Origin of the sequence: Dysosmobacter sp. Sow4_B12, from assembly GCF_052116665.1 — a bacterium.
Lineage (GTDB): Bacteria > Bacillota > Clostridia > Oscillospirales > Oscillospiraceae > Oscillibacter.
Genome location: NZ_JBQKKR010000005.1, coordinates 25,390 through 37,747, shown reverse-complemented (window position 1 = coordinate 37,747; position 12,358 = coordinate 25,390). Strand labels below are relative to the sequence as shown.

The 12,358-nt window shown below is 55.7% G+C and carries 10 protein-coding genes, 1 pseudogene and 1 riboswitch; of the genes and pseudogenes, 4 read left to right on the top strand and 7 right to left on the bottom strand.

Features of this window, described 5'->3' with window-relative positions; translation table 11 throughout:
- Positions 1–27: 27 nt before the first annotated feature.
- The 4 genes and pseudogenes from ACTQ4R_RS07175 to ACTQ4R_RS07160 all read right to left on the bottom strand — a co-directional run.
- Positions 28–453, bottom strand: a pseudogene (locus ACTQ4R_RS07175) (MogA/MoaB family molybdenum cofactor biosynthesis protein); the annotation flags it as partial.
- A complete protein-coding gene (gene moaC / locus ACTQ4R_RS07170; protein ID WP_441627253.1) occupies positions 450–1,415 on the bottom strand; it encodes a cyclic pyranopterin monophosphate synthase MoaC in 966 nt (321 codons plus the stop codon). The pseudogene ACTQ4R_RS07175 and the gene moaC, both read right to left, overlap by 4 nt.
- Before the next feature lie 2 nt (positions 1,416–1,417).
- On the bottom strand, positions 1,418–2,371 hold the full coding sequence (gene moaA, locus ACTQ4R_RS07165; protein ID WP_441627251.1) for a GTP 3',8-cyclase MoaA: 954 nt from the start codon (positions 2,369–2,371) through the stop codon (positions 1,418–1,420).
- A 96-nt stretch (positions 2,372–2,467) separates the two neighbouring features.
- A complete protein-coding gene (locus tag ACTQ4R_RS07160; RefSeq protein WP_441627249.1) occupies positions 2,468–3,682 on the bottom strand; it encodes a molybdopterin molybdotransferase MoeA in 1,215 nt (404 codons plus the stop codon).
- Between the two features lie 108 nt (positions 3,683–3,790).
- A riboswitch (molybdenum cofactor riboswitch) is annotated at positions 3,791–3,930 on the bottom strand.
- Between the two features lie 307 nt (positions 3,931–4,237).
- Between ACTQ4R_RS07160 and ACTQ4R_RS07155 the strand changes: the two genes are divergently transcribed.
- From ACTQ4R_RS07155 to ACTQ4R_RS07140, 4 genes are all read left to right on the top strand, one after another.
- On the top strand, positions 4,238–4,924 hold the full coding sequence (locus ACTQ4R_RS07155; RefSeq protein WP_441627247.1) for a DUF554 domain-containing protein: 687 nt from the start codon (positions 4,238–4,240) through the stop codon (positions 4,922–4,924).
- Between the two features lie 190 nt (positions 4,925–5,114).
- A complete protein-coding gene (locus ACTQ4R_RS07150; RefSeq protein ID WP_441627245.1) occupies positions 5,115–5,855 on the top strand; it encodes an FAD-dependent oxidoreductase in 741 nt (246 codons plus the stop codon).
- Entirely contained in the window at positions 5,855–7,012 is a 1,158-nt protein-coding gene (locus ACTQ4R_RS07145) for a molybdopterin dinucleotide binding domain-containing protein (protein ID WP_441627353.1), read from the top strand. Before ACTQ4R_RS07150 ends, ACTQ4R_RS07145 begins: the two co-directional genes overlap by 1 nt.
- Before the next feature lie 4 nt (positions 7,013–7,016).
- Complete coding sequence (locus tag ACTQ4R_RS07140) at positions 7,017–7,496, top strand: 4Fe-4S dicluster domain-containing protein (protein ID WP_441627243.1); 480 nt, start codon at positions 7,017–7,019, stop codon at positions 7,494–7,496.
- Between the two features lie 214 nt (positions 7,497–7,710).
- Here the strand turns inward: ACTQ4R_RS07140 and ACTQ4R_RS07135 are convergent, their stop codons facing one another.
- The 3 genes from ACTQ4R_RS07135 to ACTQ4R_RS07125 form a co-directional block, all read right to left on the bottom strand.
- The gene (locus ACTQ4R_RS07135) at positions 7,711–8,391 is read right to left on the bottom strand and encodes a FadR/GntR family transcriptional regulator (protein WP_441627241.1); all 681 of its coding nucleotides are present in this window, start codon (positions 8,389–8,391) and stop codon (positions 7,711–7,713) included.
- A 257-nt stretch (positions 8,392–8,648) separates the two neighbouring features.
- The gene (locus tag ACTQ4R_RS07130) at positions 8,649–9,332 is read right to left on the bottom strand and encodes a hypothetical protein (RefSeq protein WP_441627239.1); all 684 of its coding nucleotides are present in this window, start codon (positions 9,330–9,332) and stop codon (positions 8,649–8,651) included.
- Positions 9,329–12,115, bottom strand: coding sequence for a DNA methyltransferase (locus ACTQ4R_RS07125; RefSeq protein WP_441627237.1), 2,787 nt, complete (start codon positions 12,113–12,115; stop codon positions 9,329–9,331). The genes ACTQ4R_RS07130 and ACTQ4R_RS07125 overlap by 4 nt, the downstream gene beginning before the upstream one ends.
- Between the last annotated feature and the right edge of the window lie 243 nt (positions 12,116–12,358).

The following is a 12,358-nucleotide window of genomic DNA, read 5'->3' as shown; positions in this document are numbered from 1 at the left end:
GATCCCGTGCCGGATGGGGCCGATCACGGCCAGCAAATTTTCCCTGGCCGCCTTTTCGCTGCCGGGAAGATTGACCATCAGGGTCTTTCCACGGATGCCCGCGGCGGCACGGGAGAGGCAGCCGCGGGGCGTGATCTTCATGCTTTCCGCCCGCATGAGCTCCGGGATCCCCCGGGTCTCCCGCTCTATGACCGCAAGGGTGGCCTCCGGGGTCACGTCCCGGGGAGAAAAGCCGGTGCCGCCTGTGGTCAGCACGAGGTTGACGTGCTTTTCATCTGCGCACCAAAGCAGCTCACGCTGAATCTGCTCCTGTTCGTCGGGCACCATGGCTGTGTACACCACATCCCAGCCGGCCTCCCGCAGGATTGCGCACACCGCTGGGCCGCTGGTATCCACACGGGCGCCCCGGGCCCCTTTGTCGCTGACAGTAATGACCGCCGCTGTGCAGCTCATAGCAGATCCTCCCCTCTGCGGAAGTCCCCGTGGACACCGCCGGTTTTTTCCAGCAGGCGGATATCGGAGATCACAATGTCCTTTTGGACAGCCTTGCACATGTCATAGACGGTCAGCGCCGCGGTGGAGGCCGCTGTCAGCGCCTCCATCTCCACGCCGGTCCGCCCGTCGCAGGATACAGCCGCCCGGATATCCACGCAGCAGCGCGCCTCGTCGAGAGAAAGGGTCAGATCGATCCCGTTGACCTGCACCGGATGGCACATGGGGATCAGCTCCGGTGTGCGTTTGGCGCCCATCACGCCGGCGATCTGCGCCACTGTCAGAACATCACCCTTCTTCATCCCGCCGCTGCGGATCAGTGCAAAGGTTTCCCGGCTGACAAAGACGCGGGCGCCTGCCACCGCCGTGCGGTGGGTGGGTCCCTTTTCGCCCACATCCACCATCTTCGCCCGTCCCTGCTCGTTGAAGTGGGTAAAATCATCCATGTGGTTCATGATAAATTCCGTCAACTCCTCTATATCCTCAAATCCAAACCGGGGGATGTTCACGTCCCCCATGTCCGCATCCGTCACCACCGCCGCGTAGCGGCTGATATCCGCGGTAAACCCCTTTCCGGATGCCTTCCGGAAAATGCCAATCTGGGTGAGGGGCTCCTGCTTATAGCCCTCCACCAGGATCAAGTCCACATCATGCACCATGGCGGCGGCCTGCGCGAAAGAGAGCGGCCGCTGTTCGACCAGCGCGGTTTTGGCGGCGGAGCTGATGATGGAGATATCCGCGCCCGCCTGCGTAAAGCGCCAGGAGTCCTTCCCCTCCCGGTCGATCGTAAAGTCATGGCCGTCGTGTTTGATCACGGCGACCCGCATGCCCCGGCGCTTCAGAGTCCGAATGACTTTTTCCAGCAGCGTTGTTTTTCCCGTGCCGGAATACGCGGCAAACGCAAGAACAGGAATCCCTTCCATACTCAGCCTCCGATGCGGTTCATCATGCGCCCCGCGCCGCTGCGCTTTACCGCGGAAAGCTCACCGTGGCACATGGGTTTTCCCAGAACGGCTTTTTGAAACTGCTCCACCATCCCGTCAAAATCCAGTCCCTTGATGCTGTACTCCGCTGAAGAGTGAAGGCAGGGGCGCAGCTTTCCGTCCGCTGTCAGGCGGATGCGGTTGCACGCCGCGCAAAAGTGTCGGCTCACCGGGCTGATCAGACCGATATTTCCCCGGGCGCCAGGCAGACGGTAGAGCCTTGCCACGCCGTCGCCAGCTTCTATTGGTTTTAATTCCGGCAGGCGGTCCAGAACGGTCTCGCAGGGGAGCATGGCCGCCTGGTCAAAGCCGCGGCTGCCGTCCATGGGCATCAGCTCAATAAAGCGCACATCGACAGGATAGTTGACAGTGAGCGCTGCCAGGTCACAGATCTCATTGTCGTTGAAGCCGCCGATCAATACCGTGTTGATCTTGATGCGCGTGAAGCCGGCGTCAATGGCGCTCTCAATACCCGCGAGGGCGGAGGACAGGGCGCCCCGCCTGGTCATATAGGCGTATTTCTCTCTGTCCAGTGTATCGAGACTGATGTTCACACGGCTGACACCTGCTTCCCGCAGCGGCTTTGCAAGATGCGGCAGCAGAGTGCCGTTTGTTGTCAGACAGATCTCTTCGATCCCATCCACTGCCGCGGCGCGGGAGCAGATGGAGAGAAGATTTTTTTTGACCAGCGGCTCTCCGCCGGTTATGCGCAGCTTTTTAAATCCCAGCGCGGCGGCGGCCTCCACCGCCAGGATCATCTCGTCCTCCGTGAGCATGTCCTCATGGCTTTTTTTGCAGATACCGTCTGCGGGCATGCAGTACCGGCAGCGAAGATTGCACCGCTCCGTCACTGATAATCGCAGATAATAGATTTCTCTTCCGAATGCGTCGGTCATTTTCAGTACCTTCCGAATGTGTGATTTGTGTCATGGCCGGGGGCTTTCCCGGTTCAGCCGGCCTCCGGCGAAGAGCGGACGGGAATGGGAGGATGTTCACAGAAAAAATCCGCGCAGCACCGTACCGGCGCTGATCGGCCCGCTTCCCGCGGGGATGAGCGCCATCATATCGCAGCCAATCATACTGCTGAGCACCACATTCCCTTGATTTTTTGAAAGGGCCATCCAGGCCATGCCGTCTTTCAGCTCCAGCCTTCCCCGCAGGAACCGGGTGCTATGGCTTTCCTTATCAAAGTCCTGGGAGAGCTTTACTTGAATTTCCCGGGGCAGCGGGGAACGGTATCCCATCATCTTTTTGAGGGCGGGAACGGCGACCACATAGAAGCTGGTCATGGAGGAGGCGGGATTGCCGGACAGGCCGCAGACGATTTTTCCGTTTCGGACACCGCAGGCGCAGGCCATACCGGGCTTCATGTCAACGCCCCGGAACAGCAGCTCCACACCGGCTTTTTCCATAGCGTCCGGCGTCAGGTCATAATCCCCCGCGGATACGCCGCCGGTGGATATGACGGCGTCACATTCCGAAAGTCCCCGCTGAATGAGGGCGCATATTTTTTCCGCGGAATCCTCCGCTGTGCCCAGCCAGACCGGCTCGCAGCCCATACTCGTCAGAGCGGCTTCCAGCATATGCCGGTTGGAGTTGCGTATTTTTCCCGGCCTGGGCACTTCGCCGGCATCGACCAGCTCACTGCCGGTGGACAGGATGCCGACTTTTGGCACACGGTAGACCAGCGGCGCTGTGACGCCCTGCGCGGCCAGCGCCCCCGCGGTCCCCGGATCGATCACATTGCCGCTGTGTGCCAGCACATCGCCGCGGCGCACATCCTCACCGGCCCGGACGATGTTTTCGCCCTGCGCCAGCGGGCAAAACACCGTGACCGTCTCATCCGTGAATACCGTGCGCTCATATTTGATGACGGCGTCCGCACCCTCGGGGATCGGCGCACCGGTCAGGACCTTCGCCGCCGTCCCTTCCTTGACAGCGGCGGCGGGGACCCTGCCGGCGGGGATCTCTTCCAAAACCCGCAGGGTCACAGGCGTTTTTTTCGATGCGTGGACGGTGTCGGAGGCACGGAGCGCATAGCCGTCGTAAGGGGAGCGGTCAAAGGGGGGCACAGGCTCTGCCGCGGTCAGGTCCCGCGCCAGAACTCTCCCGCCGCTTTTGCTGAGCGGGGTTTGCTCTGCTCCAACGGCGGCTGCGGCGTCCAGCAGAATCCCGCGTGCCGTTACATAATCGGGGTTGTTCAGCATGTTATCCATCCTCCAACAGCGGTCTTGTCATGGGACAAAAAACAGACGGTCTCCATGGGGAGACAGTCTGCGCTTCGTCAAAATGCGGCCATACCAAGGCGGAACATGCCTGCATGTTGACTGTCTCCTTCTCAAACACGGAAAGCTGTGCCGTTTCCAGCGCAACTCAGAGGCTTCCCCAAAGGAGGAGCCTGGCCGTGGACCATGGCAGAGGCGTTAGGTCCCGCGGCTTGGAAACCTATTTTATTTTATATTGTGATTTCGATCTTGTAAACAGCGTTTTCTCAGTATACAGCCGGGGCGGACGCCGGTCCGCTTCGAAAGCGGAAGGGAAGGGGGAAAGCGTGTATAACAAGCTGGGCCTTCCAATATAAGAAGCAGCAAGGAATACTTGATTTTCACTCAAACATGTTATAATACATGATAAGTTAAGTTAAGCAAAAAAGCAAGATGCCGAAGGGAAAAATTTTGGGAGAGATCAAGCGGCACAGCGGTTTGCGCAGCTGGATGCCGGAGACGAATCCGGCAAAAGAGAGGAAGGAAAGGAGTGCTGTTATGATAGGAACGATTGCCAACGCCGGTACGATCTTGCTTGGCAGCGTCGTTGGCAGTGCGCTGAAGAAAGGGATCGGAGAAAAGTACCAGTCCATCATGATGGATTCCATGGGCCTTGCGGCAACAGCCCTGGGCATCAACTCCATCGTGGGCGCAATGCCCCAGAGCATGTATCATGTGCTGTTTATCGTCAGCCTGGCCCTGGGCGGCCTGATCGGCACCCGGCTGAGCCTGGACACGGCGTTTGACCGGCTGGTCTCCCGCTTTTCCAAGGGTTCGAATCTGGCCAAGGGACTTTCCACCGCTATTTTGCTGTACTGTGCAGGGACCTTGTCCATCCTGGGTCCCATTGAAAGCGCGCTGAACGGAAACCACACCTATCTATTTACCAATGCCATTCTGGACGGCATTACCTCCGTTGTCCTTTCCTCCACCTTTGGGCTGGGGATCGCCATCGCGGCCGGCGTACTGTTTTGCTGGCAGGGCTCCATCTACCTGCTGGCCAACCTTATCGCACCCCATCTGACTCCGGACCTGCTGACAGAGATCTCTCTGGTGGGCGGAGTTCTCATTCTCAGCTCGGGACTGAGCATTTTGAACATCAAGCAGTTCAAAACGCTGAACCTGCTGCCGGCCCTTCTGGTGCCGCCTGCGGCGGTGGGGCTGCTGTCCCTGTTGGGCGTTTGACCCCTGTGATGCTGCCGGTGCGGAAACCGGACAAATAGAGACGCGGAAAGAGAGGATTTATTGGACATGTATGACTTCGATCAAAGCATAGACCGGAGGGGAAATGCCGGTATTAGATGCACGCGGAACACCTTCAAGCAGAGGCCGGAGGCTTCCGGACACTCCTGCTGCGGCCATGTGGGTTGATACAATGGAAAAAATTGCTGTGATTGGATTTGGCTGCGCCGGCTTCCGCGCCGTTCAGGCGATCCGCAAGGCCGGCTGCGACGCTGTGATAGATGTTTACAGCGATACGGATATCCCCCCTTATAACCCCATGCTGACCACCTATTATGTCAAGGGCGCGATCCCCTATGAGGCGCTGTTTCCCTTTGGCTCCCTGGAGAAGATCATCCGGGAGATGGACATCCATTTCCACGCGGAAAAGCCCGTGACCGACCTGGACCCCGCCGGGAAGATTCTGAGGTTTGCCGACGGCAGCCAGGAGCGGTATGACAAGATTCTGACCAGCACCGGCGCCTCCGCCGTCATGCCTCCGCTGCCGGGTATTGACCTGCCCGGCGTGTTCAAAATGCGCACGGCGCAGGATGCCGTACAGCTGAAAGGGATGCTGGAAAAGGGCGAGATCAAAAGCGCCCTGGTCATCGGCGCGTCCTGGGTGGGCATCAAGGTCGTGGAGGACATGGTCGCCTACGGCGTGCCCTGTACGCTGGTGGACGGCGCCAAGTGGATGTTCTATGTAGCCGCCTTTGAGGAGACTGCCAAGCGCGCCCAGGCGGACCTGGAGGCCAAGGGCGTCCAGGTGGCCTGCGAGCAGATGCTCTCCCACATCGAGCGGGAGGAGAACGGCCAGCTGACCGCCGTGATGCAGAACGGACGCCGCTTTACCGCCGCCACCATCGCAACGGACTGCAGAACTACCGGGCCGTGATGGCGCTGCTGGCCATCACCGGCAACTTTGACCGCAAGGGCGGCCAGCTGCTGGAGCCCCATACCTTTATGCACGTATCCTGCGGCTTTACCACCCGGGAGCACGATTACTTGTGGGAGAATTACCCCAAAAACGCAAAGGAGCCCGTAGGCGCGCCCCGCTTCCCCCTGTGGAATTACCTGGAGCGGGAGATGCAGGCGATGGATATGCCCCGCCAGATCCTGGAGGGCACACCTTACCCGATTCGCGCCGTGTTCGCCCTGGGTATGAACGCCCGCATGTTCCCGGATTCCGCCCGGATGTTCCGTGCCCTGGAGTCCCTGGACTTCTTCGTGGACACGGACCTCTTTATGACCGACACGGCAAAGTACGCGGACATTGTCCTGCCCGCCTGCTCCAGCTTTGAGCGGGGCGAGTTCAAGCCCTACAACGGCGGCCTGGCCTGGTACACCAGCCCGGCCATTGCGCCTCTGGGCCAGTCCAAGAGCGATGTGCGGATCATTACAGAGCTGGCCAACTATATGGACCTGCCGGACGAGCAGCTCAAGGAGGGCTACGAATCCTTTATCCAGAAGTATGTCCTGGATGAGTACGGTGCCACCACGGAAGAGCTGAAAAAAGTGGACCTGCCGGTCAAGATCGCCCCCATCGCGGAGCACGAGGACCTCATGGAGCTGAAGCGGGGCCTGGCCACGCCCACCGGAAAGTTTGAGCTGAAAAGCGCGATCATCGAGCAGCATCCCGAGTGGGGGCTGGACGCGCTGCCTACCTATAAGGACCCCCTGGACGATGCCGATCCGGAGGCGTATCCCTTCGTCTTTACATCCGGAAGCCGCATCCCCAACGCTATCCACTCCCGCCTGCGCAACGTCCCCAACAACCGGAGCCTGCGCCCGAAGCCTACCGCGGATATGAACGAGGCGGATTGCCGGCGGCTGGGCGTGAAGGAGGGCGACCGGATCGTCATCTCCACCGCCCGGGGCAGCATCACCGTATGCGTACATCCGACGCTCAGCGTACCGGAGGGGCTTGTGAACCTGTTCCACGGCTATTCCGAAGCGGACGCCAATCTCTTGACGGACAGCGACCATCTGGACCCCTATTCCGGATTCCCCGCGTATCGTTCCATCCGCTGCGCGGTGCGAAAGGAGGGCTGAAGCTATGAAATACCATTTGTATTTTGATACGGCCAAATGCTCGGCCTGCGGAGCCTGCGCCTTGGCCTGCATGGATCAAAACGATATCGACGCCTCCTGCGGCCACCAGCCCTTCCGTCACACCTATACCCAGGAGGGAGTCCACGGCGACCTCCACTTTTTCTCCACCGCCTGTATGCATTGCGAAGACGCGCCCTGCGTCATGGGCCGCCCTGTCGGCTGTCTGTACAAGGATGAGGAGACCGGCTTTACGCTGTACGACAACACCAACTGCATCGGCTGCCACAGCTGCGCCATGGCCTGCCCCTACGGTGTGCCCACCTTCGGTGACGACGGCAAGATGCGAAAGTGCGACGCGTGCATCGAACGGCAGAAGGCCGGACTGCTCCCCGCCTGCGTGAAGGTGTGCCCCACCGGCGCGCTGACGCTGCTGACAGAGGAGGAATATCTGGAACGGCAGGCGGCGGAGCAGGCGAAGAAGTAACGATACGCGAGACCCGGCTTGATTCCGGGAATGTTTTCAACTGCCAATATTCTCTCTTTCCTTTGAGGCCGGAGCCTGCCGCGGCAGGCTCCGCCTCAGAATATTTCCGGGGAAAGCGGAGCAGCTTGGAAAAGGCGGAGCCTCCAACGGAGGCTCCGCCTTTGAATACAGATCGGGTGTCTTGGGGAATGGAACGGGAACCGCTTGGGACCGCTCATTGATAGAACATGTCAAAGAATTCCTGATAAATAGCCTTGACAAAATTCAGATGCTCCAGCATGTAGAAATAGGCAAACTCGCCGTCGCCATCCCGGATGGCCTCGTAAATCTTCTCGTGCTGGTGCTGGAGCTTGGAGGCCACGCTTTTTTGACGAAACGGAGGCACCAGGCTGATGACAGGAGGAACCTCCTCCATGTTCAGCAGAAACTGAAAAAAGCGAATCAAAACTTGATTGCCGGTGGCCCGGATAATGGCCTCATGAAAGGACTGAAGATCATCTCCCGCCGGGTTGAGATACTCTCCGATGGCCTTCCGCGTTTCCTCTTTGCCGTGGATGGCCACATAGCGGGCGGCGGCAGGCTCCAGCAGGAGGCGGGCCTCAGTGGACTCCAGGAAATTCTTGGGGTAGGTTTTCTTTTCGTCGGGGTGGTCCAGCAGCTCCTTCGGGTCCATCAGCACAAAGCTGCCCTTGCCCTTGATGGTGTGGATCACACCGGCCTCACTGAGAAGGCGCATGGCCTCCCGCACCGTGATGCGGCTGACACCCATCATCTCCATGAGCTCTTTTTCACTGGGCAGCAGATCGCCCTTTTTGTAAATACCCTGCTCGATCATGCCGCGGACCCGTTCCACGACCTGCTCGTAAAGCCGCTTTCCGGCTGAAATCTTCTCCATACGCACTCCTTCTTTCGTGTCCGGCCTGCCCGGGAAACAGGGCGCGGACCCCTTCCGCCCGGTATCTGTACCGTCCTATTTTTTCCATTATTTTTCCATTATAATATCAAGCTTTCAAAAAAGCAAACAGCCGGTGAAAATTTCACGGGACGTCAGCAGAGAAAGAGGTGAGGCGGCGGCAATGCTGTTCGGTTAGGTATTAACCGAACAAAAACGCCCCTGCTGATTTTGAATTTCAGAATCAGCAGGGGTTCTTTTTAATACCTTTTTTGAAACATTTCTTCTTTTGTTGGCGCACTAAATCTAAGTGGCAAAAAGTCATCAAAGAACGACAGGGATTTTGATTGATAAGTTTCTTTAATTTTGTCGCTCAACTTGTCAATAGCATTTTCAGTCCACGACATTGCAACCGTTACTAAACGATAAAAGGACTGTAATCCCTGAAGCTCGCTCTCTGTGGTGAACATCTCTGTGACAGCTACTGTGTTTACTGTATCGACAAATGGGGGTGTTTTTGCTGTTTCAAGAATTATACCTGTGATAACCTGTGCATGACGACTTTCGTCATGCACAATGAATTTATCACGAATATTTTTGTAGTAGTCAAAAACATCCTTTGCACTAGACGGTAGTCCAGCTAGTATTTTATCTCTTTTGAGTGAATTATCTCGGAATTCGCTATTCCCAAAACATTTGTAGAACAATACAATCGCATTTTGGGCTAATGCTCTATTGACTAGAGCGGCATTTGTACCGTTGACAGCTTCAAGACATGACTTTGCTTCCATTAAGTCATACCAATGCAAGCACATATCTTTAAGTCGCTTCACAATGCGGTCATTGGGGAGCTCCAATACTTTATCTGCCGTTGGATAGTCAAGTATGTGTATTGTATTATTAATAACCTCAAATCTATAGGATTTCATCTCAGAAAACTTCAAACCTCCGTCAGCTTTTGGTACATCTTCATCAACTCAGCAACGCAGGCGGTTTCGGTGTTGAGCTTTCCCCAGAAGCCATACGCCTGCATGACAGCTTTATCGTTGGCTTGGTGCGCTTTGCGCAGTTCCGGCGGCATGGTCACTTCATCGTAGAGGTCAGCAAGGCTGCAATCGGGGTACAGGGCACGGGCGTCCAGAATTGCCTGTGCCGTCTGCTCAATTTTTGCCCGCTGTTCATCGGTCGGCATCGGCCACGGGAAGTTGTTGTAGACAGTCGCACCGGAATACTGATAGCGCATTTCCAATCGCCCAGCGACTGCTCGTACCCACCCCATATGGACATTGGAGGTAAGTATTCCAAAATGGTAGAGTGTTGCGTCTGGAACAATCAGAAGCTTGTTGCTGGCAATCACGCTTTTGTCCATAAATCCAATCGGAATATAACGCCGCCGTTCTGAAGAAACCTCGGGGATGCACAGGTAATTGCTGTCCGTCTGTGGAGTAGAGAAGAACAGATACGGCTTTTCAGCAAGTGCGCGAGTTGGAGCTGCCGAACTTGCCAGGCGCATCTCACGAACAGCTTCCAAACGGCGCATAACCTCAGCGTTTTTCCGGTACAAAGCAGGCGAAACGCCTTTCAACCAGAGGCAATAGCGCACTTCATCGTTATTGATAAAATCTTTTGAGCCAACATAGCGGCGGACGCAAGCAGCGATACTTCCATCCTTTGCAATCAGCGCGTCCAGCTCCTCCTGCGAAAGAATCAGGTTGCCGCCATCTGAAGGCTGGTTTCCCTTTGTCATGCGGGGGACATCGCAAAGTGTGGTTCCCCTGCTGGTCACAACAACATTGGGGGCATCCACGAGGTAGGGATTGATATTCTGTGCAATTTGCGGTACCGAACCACCTGTAAAAATCAGTTTGGGCCGCATTGTCGGTGCGGTACTAAATCCGATAATCACACAGTGAACAGCGGCTTTTTCCTTTGCCTCACTGTCCCATTTGAAAGTGCGATAGGCAAAGTCAATATGCACATTATACTCACTCAAAAGCTTTTCCCAAAGCGGCGCCACCTGCTCACCCTGTGTAATGCTGTTTGTCGAAACGAATGCCGCACGGACGGCTGTTCCATGCATCAAGGCGGCTGCTTTATGATACCACGCGCCTACATAGTCGATACTGTTTACACGCTTTCCCTTTCCGAAAACAGCTACCGCTTCGTCCTTCTGCGTTTTAGTCATTCTGGAAGCACCCACAAACGGCGGGTTGCCCATGATGTAATTCAGCTCTGCCTTCGGCACAACGCTTTCCCAATCCATCCGCAGGGCGTTGCCCTCGACAATACAAGCATTTGTTTTTAACGGCAGAAAGTCAAGAGACATATGGACAACATCTTCCGTCTCTTTCATCATCTGACTTTCTGCAATCCAGAGGGCAGTTTTGGCGACGGTGACAGCAAAATCATTGATTTCGATGCCATAAAACTGGCTAATAGATACCTGAATGGGATTTCCAAGGTCAAACACAATTTGCCCTTGATGCAGTTCGGAAATCACCTTGTTTTCCAAGCGGCGCAAAGACAAATAGGTTTCCGTCAGAAAGTTTCCGGAGCCGCAGGCCGGATCAAGAAATTTCAGACTGGCCAATTTGTTCTGGAAAGCGCGCAGCTTTGCTTCACGGGTCTTGGTAACAGTAACGGACTTGATTTCCTCAAACTCTGCTTTCAGGTCATCCAGAAACAGCGGATCAATGACCTTATGGATGTTCTCAATGCTGGTATAATGCATACCTCCGGAACGACGGGTTTCGGGGTTTAGAGTGCTTTCAAAGACAGCACCGAAGATTGTTGGACTAATGGCAGACCAATCGAAATCCTCACTTGCTTTGGTCAGCAGCAAGTCAATAATTTCATCGCCCAGACGGGGAATTTCAATATTTTCGTCAGCAAACAGGCCGCCGTTGACATAGGGGAACGCCGCCAAATCTTCATCCAGATAGCGGTCACGTTTTTCCGGTTTTTGGTCAAGCACGCGGAACAAGTTGATGAGCGCACGGCGGTCTTCGGCACGGTGTGCTCGGAGATAGTCGTGGAACATTCCGCGCTTGCCGAAAATGCCCGCATCCTCGGCATACAGGCAAAACACCAGACGGACGCACAAGGCATTGAGGCTTTTCAGCGTTTCTTCTGATTCCGGCTCGGCATACTGTTTCAACAGCGCATCATACAGCACGCCCACAAGCTCGCCAGCTTGCAGGGAGATTTCCATTTCTTTGCGGATGTTTTCGTCGCCGGTATCGACAAGGAAGTTCAATCGGCTGTATTCTTTCTCCAAATCTGCCAGCAGCAAAACTCCCGGCGTATCGTTTGGGCGATTCATATCATGGATGCGAAATTCTTTAAAGTTGCAGACTACAATCCAGCGGGGCTGCTGATTGGCAGGCAGATAGCCGCCGTAACGCCGCGCCTGCTGATAGGGCGACAGAATAGAGCCGTCGGACTGCGTTTCTCCCTTGTTCAAGTCGATTTTCGCGCCTTTCTGCTCGACTAAAACGCGGGTTGCACCGATATAGCCGTCAATGAATTTCGTCGTGCTTTTGCCCGTTTTAGTATCATCTACGGTGACTGTCTTTTCAAAGCTGATGAACTTATCCGGTTCTGCGACACCATAGACTTTTTGCAGCAACGACAGCCAAAAGGTCTGTGTCTCCTGCTTTTCATCGCCGCGGTCTTTCCAGTCGGCGGCAAACTGTTTTGCGGCGGCTCTGCGCTCTGCGTCTGTCATGGTATGGCCCTCCGTTTGTTTTTCTTGTTTTTTTACATTTTAGCACAGGATTCTTGTTTTTTCCAGAGCGTATCGTGAGCACGAGTAATAACCAACTTGGACAGGAATGTTTTTCAATTTTTTTGTTTGGTTAGTAGAAAATTTTTTCCGCAGATTGTTGCCCTGTTTCTGTTACTCCACTTTTTCTTCGTTCAATGCAAAATACTTTTTAGAAGTCCTGCAAAAACGGCCTAAAATAAGGAA